We start from the raw sequence: 16,082 nt of genomic DNA, 5'->3' as shown, positions 1-16,082 counted from the left end.
ATGTGATGACTGTACCCGTTCTGTCCGTGCGCAATCTGCAGGTCGAGTTCGCGACAAGGCGCGGCGTCTTGCGCGCCATCGACGGCGTCTCCTTCGACATCGCCAAGGGCGAGGTGTTAGGGGTGGTCGGCGAATCCGGCGCCGGCAAATCCGTGACCGGTCTTGCCGTGATCGGGCTGATCGACCGGCCCGGCCGCATCTCGGGCGGCGAGATCCTGCTCTCCGGCCTGCGCATCGACAATCTGCTGCCGGAAGAGATGCGCAAGCTGCGTGGCAAGCGCATCGGAATGATCTTCCAGGATCCGCTGACCTCGCTCAACCCGCTCTATCGCGTCGGTGACCAGATCGTCGAGACCATCAAGACCCATACCAGCCTCAGCGATCAGCGGGCGCGCAAGCGCGCGATCGATCTGCTCGCCGAAGTCGGCATCCCCGCTCCCGAGAAGCGCATCGACGGCTATCCGCACGAATTCTCCGGCGGCATGCGCCAGCGCGTCGTCATCGCGCTCGCGCTCTGTGCCGAGCCGGAGCTGATCATCGCTGACGAACCGACCACCGCGCTCGACGTCTCCGTGCAGGCGCAAATCATTTCGCTGATCAAGCGGCTCGGCCGCGATCACGGCACGGCTGTCATGCTGGTGACCCACGACATGGGCGTGATCGCCGAAACCTGCGACCGCGTTGCCGTGATGTATGCCGGCCGCGTCGCCGAGATCGGCCCGGTGCAGGAGGTGATCCGCAATCCGCTGCACCCTTATGCCAAGGGCCTGATGGGCGCGATCCCAACGCTCGCAGGCGAGGACAAGCGGCTGGTGCAGATTCCAGGCTCCATGCCGCGACTGTCGGCGATCCCGCCCGGCTGCTCGTTCAATCCGCGCTGCAGCTTTGTCTTCGATCGCTGCAAGATCGAACGACCTGAGCCACTGCGTCAGGGCACGCAGGCGGTCGCCTGCCATCTCTATGACCCTGCGCCTGCGGAGAGCGCGGCATGAGCAATTTCGTCGAAGTGAATAGCCTGCGCCGCGTGTTCGATGTCTCGAAACCCTGGCTCAACCGCGTGCTTGAAGGCGGTCATCTGGAATTTTTGAAAGCCGTCGACGGCGTGAGCTTCGACATCAAGCGCGGCGAGACCTTCGCGCTGGTCGGCGAATCCGGCTCCGGCAAGACCACTGTGGCCCGCATGGTGGTTGGCCTGTTGCCTCCGACCTCGGGCGACGTCGTCATCGACGGCGTGTCGATGACCGATCCGCGCCAGGCCATCGCGCGCCGCAAGCTGCGGCGTCGCATCCAGATGGTGTTCCAGGATCCCTACGCCAGCCTCAATCCGCGCTTCCGCGTCGATGCCATCATCGCCGAGCCGATCCGCGCCTTCCGCCTGATCGATGGCGACCGCCATATCAAGGATCGCGTCGGCGAGCTGCTTACTCTGGTCGGCCTGCATCCCGACGACGGCCAGAAATTTCCACACGAGTTCTCCGGCGGCCAGCGCCAGCGCATCGCCATCGCGCGCGCGCTCGCCTCCGAGGCCGAGTTCATCGTCTGTGACGAGCCGACCTCCGCGCTCGACGTCTCCGTGCAGGCGCAGATCCTCAATTTGATGCGCGACCTGCAGGACCGGCTGGGCCTGACTTATCTCTTCATCAGCCACAATCTCGCTGTCGTCCGCCACATGGCGAGCCGGATCGGCGTGATGTATCTCGGCCGCATCGTCGAGATCGCGGAAGGCCGCCAGCTCTTCAACGATCCACGCATGCCCTACACCAAGATGCTGCTGGGCGCGGTGCCGGACCTCTCGATGTCCGGACGCCAGCGCATCCCGGTCAAGGGCGAGATTCCCAATCCGATCGATCCGCCGCCGGGTTGCAGCTTCAACCCGCGCTGCCCGCTGGCCTTCGATCGCTGCCGCCGCCAGGTGCCGCCTCTGATTGGCGGCGTTGCCTGCCATGCGGTGAACCAGCCTGCGGCTGCAACCGAACTGGCGTAGAATTCGCGCCGATAGCGGCATACCAAATATTGGCATGCCAATTGCGTCATCATCGGCATGCGCAGGCCTGCGCAGAACGGACCGTCCATGAGCTTCGTCAATCCTGATCCCTTCACCACCCGGCCCGAGATCGAAGGCACGTTCGGCGTCGTCACGTCGACGCACTGGATCGCGACCGCGGTCGGCATGTCCATCCTGGAAAAAGGCGGCAATGCCTTCGACGCCGGCGTCGCGACCGCCTTCGTGCTGCAGGTCGTCGAGCCGCATCTCAATGGTCCCGGCGGCGACGTGCCGGTCATCCTGCATGACGTGAGGCGCGGCCGCACGGAGGTGATCTGCGGCCAGGGCGTGGCGCCGGCCCGCGCCACCATCGCGCACTACCGGAGCGAGGGCCTCGACATGGTGCCCGGCACCGGGCTGCTTGCGGCGGTGGTGCCCGGTGCTTTCGAATCCTGGATGCTGCTGCTGCGCGACTACGGCACGCTGCGCCTGCGCGACGTGCTGGAGCCCGCCATCGCCTACGCCCGCGACGGCTATCCGCTGGTCGAGCGCGTCTCGGCCACGATCCAGACCGTGGAGAACCTGTTCCGCACGCATTGGCCGACGTCGGCCGCGCTCTATCTGCCCAATAACGAGGTGCCGAAGCCCGGCACGCTGTTCACCAATCCCAAGCTCGCCGAAACCTACACGCGCATCCTCGACGAGGCCGAGAGCGCCGGGGCGAATCGCGACGCGCAGATCGAGCGCGCGCGCAAGGCCTGGTCGCATGGCTTCGTCGCCGAGGCCATCGACCGCTTCTGCCGCACGCAGGAGGTGATGGACGTCTCGGGTAGGCCGCATCGCGGCGTGCTCACGGCCGACGATATCGCGCGCTGGCAGCCGACGGTGGAGGCGCCGCTCACTTACGACTACGGCCGCTACACGGTCTGCAAAGCCGGCGTCTGGAGCCAGGGCCCGGTGATGCTGCAGCAGCTCGCTCTGCTCAAGGGCTTTACGCTCGACGGCCTCGATCCCACAGGGCCGGATTTCATCCATCTGCAGATCGAATGCGCCAAGCTCGCCTTTGCCGACCGCGAGGCGTTCTATGGCGATCCCGACTTCACCGAGGTGCCGATCCAGACGCTGCTCTCGGATGACTACAACGCGGCGCGCCGCCGGCTGGTCACCGACAAGGCTTCGCTGGAGTTACGTCCCGGCACGATCGAAGGCCTTGGCGCTGCGGTGAAGGTGCGGCGTGCCGACGGCATGCGCGAGGCGGTCGGCGCGATGGGATCGGGCGAGCCGACGGTCGGCCGGTTCGGCGAGACCCGCGGCGACACCGTGCATTTCGACATCATCGATCGCGACGGCAACATGATCTCGTCGACGCCCTCGGGCGGCTGGCTGCAGTCCTCGCCTGTCATTCCCGAGCTCGGCTTCTGCCTCGGCACCCGCGCGCAGATGTTCTGGCTGGAGGAAGGCCATCCGGGCGCGCTTAAGCCCGGCAAGCGGCCGCGCACCACGCTGTCGCCCACCATGGCGCTGCGCGACGGCGAGCCGTATTTGTCGTGGGGCTCGCCGGGCGGCGACCAGCAGGACCAGTGGATCACGCAGTTCTTCCTGCGCCACGTGCATGCGAAGATGAACCTGCAGGAAGCGATCGACGCGCCGGCCTGGCACTCCGAGCATTTCCCGATCTCGTTCTGGCCGCGCACCGCGCGCCCTGGCGTGCTGGTGGTCGAGAATCGCGTGCCGCAGGCGACCGTCGAGGAGCTCCGCCGCCGCGGCCATCTCGTCGAGGTCGGTCCCGACTGGTCGGAGGGCCGGCTCACCGCAGCCTCCAAGGTCGGCCGCCGCCGCCGCGCCGCCGCCAATCCGCGCGGCATGCAAGGCTATGCCGCCGGACGTTGAGAGCGCTCAGATGACTTGGTCGATTATCGCGAAGGACGAAGCCACCGGCCAGATCGGCATTGCGGTAGCGACGCGCTTCTTCGCGGTCGGCGCGCGCGTGCCGTACATCGCGGCCGGCTTCGGCGGCATTGCGACCCAGGCGCTGGTCAATCCCTATTACGGCATCGACGGCCTGGCGCTGCTGCGCGAGGGCAAATCACCGCAGGAGATCGTCGAGACGCTCACGGCGGCCGATCCTGGACGCGAAAGCCGGCAGCTCCACATTCTCGACGCCAGCGGCCGGATATCAGCGCATACCGGCCGCGATTGCATCCCCTGGTGCGGACACGTCGCGGGCAGCGGCTTCTCGATCGCCGGCAACATGCTGTCGGGTGCGCAGGTGCTGGACGAGACCGCAAAGGCCTACGTCGCCAACGCCGCCCTGCCCTTCGCTCAGCGCCTGATTGCAGCGCTCAAGGCCGGCGAGGCGGCCGGCGGCGACAAGCGCGGCAAGCAGTCGGCAGCCCTCCTGATCCACGGCGATGAGGAATGGGCCGCGCTCGATCTGCGCGTCGACGACCATGCCGATCCGCTTGCCGAGCTCGAACGGCTGGAGCGCGTCAGCCGGCTGCATTGGACGACGTTTCGCGCGTTCATGCCGACCCGCGCCAATCCGGCCGGCGTCACCGATCGCGCCATCATCGATGCCGGCATCGCCGCCGCGCTTGCGAGACAGGCGTAGTGCCATTGCGCCAGACCACCGAGATCAGAATGCCCAGCCGCGCGCGGAAGGACCGCCCCATCTCGGGGTTGGTATAATCAATGCATGGGTGCAGGCTGTATTCGCGTGAGGACAATTGGATGATGAGGAATTGGCGCATCGCCGCATGTGCGGCCGCTTTCATGACAGCATTCGGCGCAGCGGCGCAAGGCGCGACCACGCTTCGCATCGGCCTCGCCGAAGACCCCGATGTGCTCGATCCCTCGTTCAGCCGCACCTATGTCGGCCGCATCGTATTCTCGGCCTTCTGTGACAAGCTGTTCGACATCGACGAGAAGCTCAACATCGTGCCGCAGCTCGCGCTGTCCTACGAGACAGCGCCCGACGGCAAGGCGATGACCATCAAGCTCAGGCCGAACGTCAAATTCCACGATGGCGAGCCGCTGGACGCAGAAGCCGCGAAATTCTCGATCGAGCGCCATATGAACGTCACAGGATCGTTCCGCAAATCGGAACTGTCCAGCGTGGATCATGTCGAGGTGGTCGATCCCCTCACCATCAAGCTGGTGCTGAAGACGCCGTTTGCACCGCTGATCGCTCAGCTCACCGATCGCGCCGGCATGATGCTTTCGCCAAAGGCGGTGAAGGAAGCAGGCGACAAGTTCGGCCTGCATCCGGTCTGCGCCGGTCCCTACAAATTCGTCGAGCGCGTGCAGCAGGACCGCATGGTGTTCGAGAAGTTCGCCGACTACTGGAACAAGGATAACGTCTTCATCGACAAGATCATCTACCAGCCGATCATCGATCCGACCGTCCGGCTCGCCAATCTGAAGTCCGGCGGCCTCGACCTCGCCGAGCGCATTCTCGCCACCGACATCAAGGACGTCCGCGCCGACAAGAACCTCGTGCTGTCGACGGTGCCCGAGCTCGGCTATTTCGGCCTCACCATCAACATCAAGAACGACAAGGCCAAGGGTCCGCTCAGCCAGTCCGAGAAGGTGCGACAGGCGCTCGATCTGTCGATCGACCGCGAGGCGCTGAACGAGGTCGTGTTCAACGGCGAGTTCACCGCCGGCAACCAATGGGTCAGCCCAACACATCCCTACTATCAGAAGAGCTTCCCGATCCAGCCGCGCAACGTCGAAAAGGCCAAGGCGCTGTTGAAGGAAGCCGGTGTCGCCCTGCCAGTCAGCGTCGACTACATGGTGCCGAAAGGCACGGAATACGAAGCGGTCGCCCAGGTCGTGCAGTCGATGGCTGCAGAAGCCGGCTTCGATATCAAGATCCGGGTCGTCGAGTTCGCCACCACGTTCAAGGAGGCCCAGGCTGGCAACTTCCAGATCTTCCAGATCAACTGGAGCGGCCGCATCGATCCCGACGCCAACTCCTATGTCTTCCTGCACACCGGCGCGCCACAGAATGATGGCGGCTATTCCAATCCGGACGCCGACAAGCTGATGGAAGAGGCGCGAGCGATCTCCGATCCGGCGCAGCGCAAAGCGATCTACGAGAAGCTGACCAGAATCGTGCTCAACGACGAGCCGATCATCTATATTTTCCACCGCAAGCTGCTGTTCGGGCAGACCAGGAAGCTCGAAGGCTACAAGCCGATGCCCGATGGCCTGGTGCGCGTGGTCGGCTTGAAGCTGAACTGAGCATGACATTGGTCTTGGACTCGGGCTTGAGGCACCCTGCTAGGGCTCCCTCCCCCCTTGTGGGGGAGGGTTGGGGTGGGGGTGCTACGAACGCAGAGTCCAGTGGGGTTACCCCCCTCCCTGTCCCTCCCCCACAAAGGGGGAGGGAACGATGGAAGATGCACCGTCCATCAAATCTAGCACCCGTCGAATAGTGCGCTCACCATGATGACCTTTCTCGCCCGCCGCATCGCGCAGATCGTGCCGACGCTGATTTTCGTATCGCTCCTGATTTTTTCGCTGCAGCATCTTTTGCCCGGCGATCCGGCACTGGTGATGGCCGGCGAGGAACGCGATCCGGCCGCTATCGAGCAGATCAGGAAGCAGTATCGGCTCGACCAGCCGATCCCGGTGCAATACGCCTATTGGGTCAAGGGCGTGCTGTCGGGCGACCTCGGCGAGTCGCTGCGCTCGAAGATGCCGGTGCGGGCGCTGATTGCCGAGAAGCTCCCGGTGACGCTGCAGCTCGCATCCATGGCGATCCTGATCGCCTTCCTGATCGGCATTCCCGCCGGCATCATCTCCGCAGTGAAGCAGGATACGCCCTGGGACTATGGCGCCAACCTGTTCGCGCTGTGGGGCATCTCGACGCCGAACTTCTGGCTCGGCATCATGCTGATCTTCCTGTTCTCCATCCAGCTCGGCTGGCTGCCGGCGTCCGGCTATGTGCCGCTGACCGAGAACTGGCGCGCCAGCTTTGCTGCCACCATCATGCCCGCCTTCGTGCTCGGCAACGCCATCGCCGCCATCCTGATGCGTCATACGAGAAGCGCGATGCTGCAGGTGCTGCACAGCGACTACATCCGCACCGCGCGCGCCAAGGGCATCTCCGAACGTCAGGTCATTCTCCGTCATGGCTTACGCAACGCGCTGACGCCGGTGATCACTCTGGGCGCACTCGAGCTCGGCACCTTGCTGTCGGGCGCGGTGCTGACCGAACAAGTGTTCTCGATTCCCGGCTTCGGCAAGCTCATCGTCGATGCCGTCTTCAACCGCGATTACGCCGTGGTGCAAGGTGTCGTGCTGGTGACCGCGACCGTCTACATCGCGCTGAACCTGATCGCCGATATCGCCTATATCCTCGTCAATCCGCGCTTGAGGAGCTGATATGGCGGAGACCACGATGACAGCCGCCACGGCCTCGCGCAGCCTCGCTCCGCTCGAGCGCCCGATGCAGCGCGCGCTGCGCCGGGTCGTCAAGCGCAAGGGCGCGATGATCGGGCTCGGCCTGATCACCGCCTTCATCCTGCTCGCCGTCTTTGCGCCCATGGTGGCGCCCTACGATCCCATCGGCACGAGCTGGGCACTGGTGCGCAAGCCGCCGTCGATGGCGCATTGGTTCGGCACTGACGATCTCGGCCGCGACGTGCTGAGCCGCGTCATCTACGGCGGGCGGGCGTCACTCTTGGCCGGCGCGATCTCGGTCGGCATCGCACTGTCGATCGGCGTCCCCGTCGGCATGCTCTCCGGCTATCGCGGCGGCTTCATCGATGCGCTGATCAGCCGGATCACCGATGCGATGCTGGCCTGCCCGTTCCTGATCTTGGCCATCGCGCTCGCCGCGTTCTTGGGGCCGAGCCTCGGGAATGCCATGATCGCGATCGGCATATCGGCGACGCCGATCTTCGTGCGGCTGACCCGCGGCGAGGTCATGAACGTCAAGATCGAGGAATATATCGATGCCGCACGCAGCGTCGGCGATTCGAACTTGCGGATCGCGCTCGTGCATATCCTGCCGAACATCATGCCGGCGCTGCTGGTGCAGGCGACGCTATCGGTGGCGGCCGCGATCATCGCCGAGGCGTCGCTCTCGTTCCTCGGGCTAGGACAGCAGCCTCCCTACCCGTCCTGGGGCAGCATGCTCAACGCCGCACAGCGCTTTCTCACCAATGCGCCCTGGATGGCGATCTGGCCGGGCCTTACGATCTTCCTGGTCGTGCTGTCGCTCAACCTGCTCGGCGACGGCCTGCGCGACGCACTCGATCCGCAGAACGATCGGTGAGCTCCTGAATTACAAACTCTCCGTCATTCCCCGCGAAGGCGGGGAATCCAGTACGCCGCGACCTCTCGGTGACGCGTTGCCGCGTCCGGAATACTGGATCGCCTGCGTTCGCAGCGATGACAGCGGCGTGTAGAATGCCGGCGTCATTGCGACGAAGCAATCTAGAGTCCTTGTTTGGCGCTGGATTGCTTCGCTACGCTCGCAATGACGCGGATCGAGCTGAGCCCAGCGTGCGCATCCGCCATTCCTGTGGAGGCGTCGCCCTCATCGTGACATTCGCCAGCTCGGCCCGACGGGCAATTAGCACATGGACGCTATGCGAAAATTGCCCGTCGTGTTAGTTTGTCGCAGGCGCGCAGCCTTGCCTCGTCGGGCAAATCAGCTCCAGATTTCCGCACGTCCCGCCTCATGCAGAGGGGCGTATCGCGATCGTCACGGACGTGGAGCGCGGGATGCGATGGACGCAGCGTGCCGCAGCGCTTATCAGCGCGGACGAACGGCATGAGGCGGACGGCGAAATCGTGTGGTCCTGACCTCCCGGTGCTGAGGTCAAGTCGGCGATGTTCATGACGAGCATTGCGAGCGACGGGGGCAACAAAGCCGGTCCCCGGGGAGATCACGTATAAGCCCGTAAACCATCGCGCAGGGAAGGCCGGATGTTCGGCTCGTACCTGTGGTTCTGCCGCGTGCTTCTTGTTGCACGCGGACCATGGGTGCGGTCGGCACCCGGCCTTCCCTGCGCCCTCTATCTTTCTGAGGGCGATGCTTGGCAGCAGCTCGGGCGCGATGTGTGCCGCGAGGATGGCGGAGTATTGTCTGTGAGAAGAGGCATCCGCGTCGCTACTATTAAGGTGTCATCGCCCGCGAAGGCGGGCGATCCAGTATTCCAGAGACGTCAGAGATGCACGGAGAGGCCGCGGCGTACTGGATCGCCCGGTCAAGCGGACGGCGGAGTGTGGAACGCTGACGTCATTGCCAGGAGCCGAAGGCGACGACTTGTCCGCCATCGCCCGAAGGGCGACGGCGGAAGCAACCCAGACTTTCTTCTGGGCCCTGGATTGCTTCGCGGAGCCTGCCATCGGGCCGCGCATTCACGCGGACCCGTTGGCTCGCAATGACGGAGGTCTCACACTCCCGATTTTCCTCCAAACAAAAACGGCGGCTGCATCGCAGCCGCCGTCAATGTGAACAACGATGATCGATCCTTCAGGTCGCCTTCAGCGCGTGCGACGGCGCGGCATCAAACTCCTTGATCTCCTGGGCGCGCTTGGAATTCGCGGCCGCCTGGTGATCGGTGGCGATGACCGTGTAGACCATCGGCAGCACGAACAGGGTGAACAGCGTGCCGATCGACATGCCCGCGACGACGACGAGGCCGATCGAGAAGCGGCTCGCCGCGCCCGCGCCGCTCGCGGTCAGCAGCGGGATCAGGCCGGTGACCATCGCAGCCGTGGTCATCAGGATCGGCCGCAGCCGGATGCGCGCCGCCATCTCGATGGCGGAGCGGCGGTCGAGTCCTTCGTTGAGCTGCAGCTCGTTGGCGAACTCTACCATCAGGATGCCGTGCTTGGTGATCAGCCCGACCAGGGTCAGCAGCCCGACCTGGGTGTAGATGTTCATGGTGGCCGCACCGAAGAACAGCGGGATCAGCGCGCCGACGATCGCCATCGGCACCGAGATCATGATCACGAACGGATCGCGCAAGCTCTCGAACTGCGCCGCCAGCACGAGGAAGATGATGATCAGCGCAAACCCGAAGGTGATGGCGAGCTGGTTGCCTTCCTGCACATATTGGCGGGAATCGGCGAGATAGTCGTGGCTGAAGCCGGACGGCAGCTTCTTGGCCTCGCCCTCGAGGAACTCGACGGCCTTCCCGACCGTGACGCCCGGCATCGGCACCGCCGAGAACGTCGCCGAGTTGAGCTGATTGTAGTGCGTCAGCGCGTTCGGATCCGTTCCGGTCTCGATCTTGACCACGGTCGACAACGGCACCTGCTGGCCGCTGCCGGTGGCGACATAGTAGTTGCCGAGCGATTCCGGCGACAGCCGTTTTTCACGCGGCACCTGAGGAATGACCTGGTAGGAGCGCCCCTCCAGGTTGAAGCGGTTGATGTAGTTGCCGCCGAGCAGCACCGCGAGCGTGTTGCCGAGCGACTGCATGGTGATGCCGAGATCGCTCGCCTTGGTGCGGTCGATCCAGACCCGGACCACCGGCTGGTTGAATTCGAGATCGCTGTCAGAGACGATGAACAGCCCGCTCTTGCGCGCGGCATCCTTCAGCTTGGTCATCTGTTCATAGACCTGCTGGAAGCCGTTGGTCGAGTTGATCACCATCTGGATCGGCAGGCCGCCCGGACCGCCCGGCAGCGCCGGCAGGTTGAAGGCGAAGGCGTTGACGCCCTCGATCTTGGACAATTCCGCCTGCACGAGCGGCTTCAGCGCCATCGCCGAGCGCTTGCGCTCCTCCCATGGCTTCAGCAGCATGCCGGCAATACCGCCCTGCGGGCCGTTGATTCCGTTCAGGACGAAAGTCAGGTCGGTCTCCGGAAATTGCTTGAACGCCTTGTCGAGCTTGTCGCCGTAGAAGTCGACATAGTTGATGTTGGCGTATTTCGGCGCCTTGGTGATCGAGAACACGATGCCCTGATCTTCTTCCGGAGCCAGTTCGCTGGAGACGTGCAGGTAGAGAAATCCGACCAGGCCAAGGATCGTGATGGCGAACAAGGCCGTCACCGGGCGATAGTCCAGCGAACGGTCGAGCTTGCGGCCATACCAGCGGGTCATTGCGCCGAACACGCGGTTGACCAGCCTGGCGAAGCGGCCTTCGTCGGCGCTCTTCAGCAGCACCGAGCACATCATCGGCGACAGCGTCAGCGCGATGACGCCGGACACGATCACCGATCCGGCCAGCGTGAAGGCGAATTCGCGGAACAGCGACCCGGTCACGCCGCCGAGAAGGCCGATCGGCGCATACACCGCCGCCAGCGTGATGGTCATCGAGATGACCGGGCCGACGATCTCGCGCGCGCCCTGCAAGGCAGCCTGGACGGGTGGTTTGCCCTCCTCCAGATGGCGATGGATGTTCTCCACCACCACGATGGCGTCGTCGACCACGAGGCCGATGGCGAGCACCATCGCGAGCAGCGTCAGCAGATTGATGCTGAAGCCCATTGCCAGCATCAGGCTGCAGACGCCGACCAGCGACAGCGGAATGGTCACGACGGGGATGATGACCGAGCGCAGCGAGGCCAGGAACAGGAAGATCACGACGATGACGATGATGACGGCTTCGCCGAGCGTACGTTCCACCTCGTCGATCGACGACTGAATGAACTTGGTGGAATCATAGGCCACCTTCATCTTCATCGAGGGCGGCAGGTTGCGCTCGATCTCCGGGAACAGCGCGCGCACGCCCTTGACGATGTTGAGCGGGTTGCCCTGCGGAGTGGCCTGCACACCGATGAAGATCGCGCGTTCGCCGCTGAAGGCCACGCTCGCATCCGTGCTTTGCGCCGCCAGCTCGACCGTGGCGATATCCTCCATCCGGACAAAGCCGCCGTCCTTGGACTTCACGATCATCCGTTTGAACTGGCTTACGTTCTGCAGATCGGTGTTGGTCGTGACGTTGGAGACGATGAAATAGCCCTTGGCCTGCCCGGCGGCGGCCTGGAAGTTGTTCGCCGCGATCGCAGCCGCGACGTCGCTCGGCGACACGCCGCGGCCGGCCATCTTGACGGGATCGAGCCACAGCCGCATCGCGAAGGTCTGGCCGCCAAGGATGTCCGCGGAGGCGACGCCGTCGACGGTGGACAGCACCGGCTGCACCACGCGCGTCAGGTAGTCAGAGATGGCCGAGCCCGACAGCTCCTCGCTGGAGAAGCCGATATACATCACGGCCGTGGTCTGGCCGGTGGTCTTGGTAACGATCGGGTCGTTGGATTCCTTCGGGATCAGGTATTTGACCGAATTGACCTTGGCCAGCACCTCGGTGAGCGCCTGGTTCGGATCGAAATTCAGCTTGATGTAGACCTGGATGGTCGAGGTGCCGAGCACCGAGGACGAGGTGATGTAGTCGACGCCCTCGGCCGAGGCCACCGCCTGCTCGATCGGCGTGGTGATGAAGCCCTGGATCATGTCGGCGGACGCGCCGGGATACACGGTCGTCACGTTGACGACGGTGTTCGACAGCTTCGGATATTGCCGGATCGGCAGCACGGTCGCCGCGCGCAGGCCGATCAGGAGGATCAGCAGGCTGACGACGACCGAGAGCACCGGGCGCTTGACGAAGATATCGGTGAATCTCATCGCGGCGATCTTTCGAATGGAACGGGACTTCGTTCGGTGAGGCCGCCCGCAGCTTGCGTCGGCGGCCTCCCCTGTCTTACGCGCAGGTCAATAGCGCGGCGGCTTGGCCGGAATCTGAGGCGCCGGATCGGTCGAGATCGCGACCGCGGCGCCCGACTGCATCTTGATCTGGCCGAGCGCCACCACGCGATCACCATCCTTGAGACCCTTGAGGATGATGGCGCGGCCGTTGATGCGATCGCCGGTCTGCACATAGGTGCGGTCGGCGGTCAGGGTGGTCTTGCCGTCGTCGCCCTTCTTCTCGTTGATGACGAACACGGCATCGCCATACAGCGTGTAATCGACCGCGGTCTCCGGCACGGTGATAACCGGCGGCTTGTCCGGCAGCACCACGGTGGTGGTCGCGAACATGCCGGGCTTGAGGATATTATCCGGGTTCGGGATCGTGGCCTGCACCCGGATGTTGCGGGTGTCGGTCGAGATCTGCGGCTCGATCGTGGTGATCTTGCCTTCGAAGGTGCGGCCCGGATAGGCATCGACATTGATGCGAACGGTCTGCCCGACCTGCAGGCTGCCGCTGTCCTTTTCGGTCACGGTGAAGTTGGCATAGAGCTCCGACAGATCGGTCAACGAGACGATCTGCGTGCCGGCGGTGAGATATTGGCCGACTTCCACCTTGCGGACGCCGAGCTCGCCGTCGAAGGGCGCGCGGACCAGCTTCTGCGCGATCAGCGCCTCCGTCTTGGCGATCATCGCATTGGCCTGGTCGAACGTTGCCTGCGCCTGGTCGACGGTTGCCTGAGGTCCGAATTGGCGCGAGGCCAGCTGCTTGGCGCGGTCCAGCGAAAGCTCCGCAACCGTCGCCTGCGCCTTGTAATTGGCGAGATCGCCCTGGTCCGGGGCGTCATAGAGTTGCACCAATGGCGTGCCCTGCTTCACATGAGCACCGGCTGTGAACATGATGTCGGTGATGCGCCCGCTGACGTCGGAGGTGACGTTGACCTGATGCACGGCGGCGAGATCGCCGACCGCGCTGAGCAGGTTCGGCACGGTCTCGGACTTGGCGACCGCGGCGGTGACGCTGATCGGAGGCGGCTTCATGTTCGCGAAGAACTGCGCGATCATCTTGTCGCGGAACATGTTGAACCAGACGAGACCGCCGACCAGCAGCGCCAGCAGGCAGCCGACGATGAGGAACCAGAGCACCGGCCGCGTTGGCCGCTTGCGCGGCTTCTCTTCGATCGGCTTGCCAGTGAGCTTGGGTTCGGTCGCGATGTTCATGTCATGCACTCTCTGTCGTGACCGGTTCAACCGGGCGTTGCGACAATTCGCGGTCGAGATGGTTGGCGATGGCGGCATCGGTGAGTCCGATGCCGCGCAGGATGAACTGGCAGAGCTGCCGGTCCAGGTTTGCGCCATCGCCATAGGACAGACAGCGCGTCGCCGGAAACCGCGTCAGCGCCGCCATCAGCACGGTATGATGGGCAAACCAGAACAGGTCGAGCGGTGCGTCCGCGGTCCACACCGCATCGCCAGCGGCCATCGCCTGCTGAAGCGAGGCAATGAACTTGTCGCCAATCAGCTCCGCGATTTTGACGTAAAGCAGGCGCGCGAACTCACCGTCATCGAGATGGCTTGTGACCATCAGCCGCAGGCGCTGCTCCTCTTCCTCGTTCGGCCCGTCGGCGATCTGCAGGAAGTGACGGACCATGCCCACGATCAGCTTGACCAGCGTCGCTGTCGACGGCGCCTGACCGAGCAGGAATTCCAGCTCGCGGTCCGCCTCGCACTCCTCCGCCAGGATCTCGGCATAGAGCGCGGCCTTGGACGGGAAATGCTTGAACAACAGCGCCTCGGAAATGGCAGCAGCGGCCGCCACGCTCTTGGTCGTGGTGCCGGCATAGCCGTGGCGGGCAAAGCAACGTTTGGCTGCGCCAAGGATGAGTTGCCGCCTGAGATCGCTGGTCATGCGCAGGGTGGACATTCGGTCGTGAGTAAACACTCACTTGATCTATGTCAAGGTAATATACTGCGCCGCAGCGGCGGCTGCAGGCCTCCGGGCGTAGGAAACACGCAGTCCCGGGCTGCCCGGCTGTCCGCGCATCGGGCTGCTAAGTCGCTGGAAAGACACGCCCTATCGTGCAAGATGCCGAAAACGTCGCGTTGCGCATCAAGACGCGACCGGCAGGGAGGGAGCTTCACGTCATGACGTCGGATGCGCGCGAGCTTGCGGACAATTTCGATCTCGAAAGCCTGACGCCGGAGTTCTATGCCGATCCCTACCCGACCTATCGGGCTCTGCGGCAATACGCGCCGGTGAAGCGGCTGCGCAGCGGCGCCTATTTTCTCACCCGCTATGACGACCTCGTCGCCGCCTACAAGAACACCCGCGCCTTCTCGTCCGACAAGAAGAAGGAGTACGCGCCGAAATATGGCGACACGCCGCTCTACGAGCACCACACCACGAGCCTCGTGTTCAACGATCAGCCGGCGCATACGCGGGTGCGCCGGTTGATCATGGGGGCGCTGTCGCCGCGCGCGATCGCCGAGATGGAGCCGGCGCTGATCGTGCTGGTCGACAAGCTGCTCGATCGCATTGCCGAAAAGGGACGATTCGAACTGATCGGCGACTTCGCCTCGGCGATTCCGGTCGAAGTGATCGGCAATCTGCTCGGCGTGCCGCATGATGAGCGCGGGCCGCTGCGCGACTGGTCGCTGGCCATCCTTGGTGCGCTGGAGCCGGTGCTGACGCAGGACGCGGCGGCGCGCGGCAATCGCGCGGTGAGCGAGTTCCTTGCCTATCTCGAAGGTCTCGTCGCCCGGCGCCGCGCCAAGCCCGGCAATCCCGAACGGGACGTGCTGACGCGGCTGATCCAGGGCGAGGCCAATGGCGAGCGGCTGAGTGAGAAGGAGCTGCTGCACAATTGCATCTTCCTGCTCAATGCCGGGCATGAGACCACCACCAATCTCATCGGCAACGGCCTCGTTGCGCTGCATGAGCATCCGGCTGAGAAGCACAAGCTGATCCAGGCGCCGGAGCTGATCCGTACGGCGGTCGAGGAGATCCTGCGCTATGAGAGCTCCAACCAGCTCGGCAACCGCATGACGACCGAGCCTGCCTCGTTCGGCGACGTGACGCTTGCGCCGGGCACGCCGGTGACCCTGTGCATCGGTGCGGCCAACCGCGATCCTGCCCAGTTCGAAGACCCCGAAAGATTCGACATCGCGCGAACCACAAACCGGCATCTCGCCTTCGGCACCGGCGTGCATCAATGCGCCGGCATGGCGCTGGCGCGGCTGGAAGGCGCGGTCGCGATCTCGCGTTTCCTGGCGCGCTTTCCGAACTACACGCTCTCAGGCGCGCCGGTCCGCGGCGGCCGGGTGCGATTCCGCGGTTTCTTGAGCGTGCCGTGCGTGGTGGAATGATGACGTGCCACCGCCAAACTCACCGTCATTGCGAGCGAAGCGAAGCAATCCAGAGCTTCAAAGCAAATCTGGATTGCTTCG

11 protein-coding genes are annotated in these 16,082 nt (G+C 64.4%); 8 read left to right on the top strand and 3 right to left on the bottom strand.

The annotated features are described in order from the left end of the window. Nucleotides 1–5: 5 nt before the first annotated feature. From P6U24_RS13710 to P6U24_RS13680, 7 genes are all read left to right on the top strand, one after another. Nucleotides 6–992, top strand: coding sequence for an ABC transporter ATP-binding protein (locus P6U24_RS13710; protein WP_407159622.1), 987 nt, complete (start codon nt 6–8; stop codon nt 990–992). Beyond that, nucleotides 989–1,984 (top strand): ABC transporter ATP-binding protein, encoded by a 996-nt coding sequence (locus tag P6U24_RS13705; RefSeq protein WP_407159621.1) that lies wholly within the window; start codon nt 989–991, stop codon nt 1,982–1,984. Before P6U24_RS13710 ends, P6U24_RS13705 begins: the two co-directional genes overlap by 4 nt. An 87-nt stretch (nt 1,985–2,071) precedes the next feature. Further along, complete coding sequence (locus P6U24_RS13700) at nt 2,072–3,874, top strand: gamma-glutamyltransferase family protein (protein WP_407159620.1); 1,803 nt, start codon at nt 2,072–2,074, stop codon at nt 3,872–3,874. A gap of 10 nt (nt 3,875–3,884) precedes the next feature. Beyond that, the gene (locus tag P6U24_RS13695) at nt 3,885–4,595 is read left to right on the top strand and encodes a DUF1028 domain-containing protein (RefSeq protein ID WP_407159619.1); all 711 of its coding nucleotides are present in this window, start codon (nt 3,885–3,887) and stop codon (nt 4,593–4,595) included. Nucleotides 4,596–4,756: 161 nt separating this feature from the next. Continuing rightward, nucleotides 4,757–6,229, top strand: coding sequence for an ABC transporter substrate-binding protein (locus tag P6U24_RS13690; protein WP_407159618.1), 1,473 nt, complete (start codon nt 4,757–4,759; stop codon nt 6,227–6,229). 204 nt (nt 6,230–6,433) lie between these two features. After that, nucleotides 6,434–7,375, top strand: a complete 942-nt coding sequence (locus tag P6U24_RS13685; protein WP_407159617.1) for an ABC transporter permease — start codon at nt 6,434–6,436, stop codon at nt 7,373–7,375. 64 nt (nt 7,376–7,439) lie between these two features. Beyond that, a complete protein-coding gene (locus P6U24_RS13680) occupies nt 7,440–8,270 on the top strand; it encodes an ABC transporter permease (protein WP_407160452.1) in 831 nt (276 codons plus the stop codon). Nucleotides 8,271–9,476: 1,206 nt separating this feature from the next. Here the strand turns inward: P6U24_RS13680 and P6U24_RS13675 are convergent. From P6U24_RS13675 to P6U24_RS13665, 3 genes are all read right to left on the bottom strand, one after another. Then, nucleotides 9,477–12,575 (bottom strand): MexW/MexI family multidrug efflux RND transporter permease subunit, encoded by a 3,099-nt coding sequence (locus P6U24_RS13675; RefSeq protein ID WP_407159616.1) that lies wholly within the window; start codon nt 12,573–12,575, stop codon nt 9,477–9,479. 87 nt (nt 12,576–12,662) lie between these two features. Beyond that, nucleotides 12,663–13,856: an efflux RND transporter periplasmic adaptor subunit gene (locus P6U24_RS13670; RefSeq protein ID WP_407159615.1), complete on the bottom strand. Its 1,194-nt coding sequence runs from the start codon at nt 13,854–13,856 to the stop codon at nt 12,663–12,665. A 1-nt stretch (nt 13,857) separates the two neighbouring features. Next, nucleotides 13,858–14,544 carry a TetR/AcrR family transcriptional regulator gene (locus P6U24_RS13665; RefSeq protein WP_407160451.1) on the bottom strand — a complete coding sequence of 229 codons (687 nt, stop codon included), beginning with the start codon at nt 14,542–14,544 and terminating at the stop codon, nt 13,858–13,860. A 236-nt stretch (nt 14,545–14,780) separates the two neighbouring features. Between P6U24_RS13665 and P6U24_RS13660 the strand changes: the two genes are divergently transcribed. Continuing rightward, nucleotides 14,781–16,001 (top strand): cytochrome P450, encoded by a 1,221-nt coding sequence (locus P6U24_RS13660; protein WP_407159614.1) that lies wholly within the window; start codon nt 14,781–14,783, stop codon nt 15,999–16,001. Nucleotides 16,002–16,082 lie beyond the last annotated feature (81 nt).

This window comes from Bradyrhizobium sp. STM 3557 (assembly GCF_045571465.1).
GTDB lineage: Bacteria > Pseudomonadota > Alphaproteobacteria > Rhizobiales > Xanthobacteraceae > Bradyrhizobium.
Note: the sequence above shows the minus strand (reverse complement) of the source record. Positions and strands in the feature narration are given on the sequence as shown.

What these genes read in the sequence shown, in the direction of transcription:
- P6U24_RS13710 (WP_407159622.1), top strand. Translation starts at nt 6, where the DNA reads ATGACTGTACCCGTTCTGTCCGTGCGCAATCTGCAGGTCGAGTTCGCG.
- P6U24_RS13705 (WP_407159621.1), top strand. Translation starts at nt 989, where the DNA reads ATGAGCAATTTCGTCGAAGTGAATAGCCTGCGCCGCGTGTTCGATGTC.
- P6U24_RS13700 (WP_407159620.1), top strand. Translation starts at nt 2,072, where the DNA reads ATGAGCTTCGTCAATCCTGATCCCTTCACCACCCGGCCCGAGATCGAA.
- P6U24_RS13695 (WP_407159619.1), top strand. Translation starts at nt 3,885, where the DNA reads ATGACTTGGTCGATTATCGCGAAGGACGAAGCCACCGGCCAGATCGGC.
- P6U24_RS13690 (WP_407159618.1), top strand. Translation starts at nt 4,757, where the DNA reads ATGACAGCATTCGGCGCAGCGGCGCAAGGCGCGACCACGCTTCGCATC.
- P6U24_RS13685 (WP_407159617.1), top strand. Translation starts at nt 6,434, where the DNA reads ATGATGACCTTTCTCGCCCGCCGCATCGCGCAGATCGTGCCGACGCTG.
- P6U24_RS13680 (WP_407160452.1), top strand. Translation starts at nt 7,440, where the DNA reads ATGCAGCGCGCGCTGCGCCGGGTCGTCAAGCGCAAGGGCGCGATGATC.
- P6U24_RS13675 (WP_407159616.1), bottom strand. Translation starts at nt 12,575, where the DNA reads ATGAGATTCACCGATATCTTCGTCAAGCGCCCGGTGCTCTCGGTCGTC.
- P6U24_RS13670 (WP_407159615.1), bottom strand. Translation starts at nt 13,856, where the DNA reads ATGAACATCGCGACCGAACCCAAGCTCACTGGCAAGCCGATCGAAGAG.
- P6U24_RS13665 (WP_407160451.1), bottom strand. Translation starts at nt 14,544, where the DNA reads ATGACCAGCGATCTCAGGCGGCAACTCATCCTTGGCGCAGCCAAACGT.
- P6U24_RS13660 (WP_407159614.1), top strand. Translation starts at nt 14,781, where the DNA reads ATGACGTCGGATGCGCGCGAGCTTGCGGACAATTTCGATCTCGAAAGC.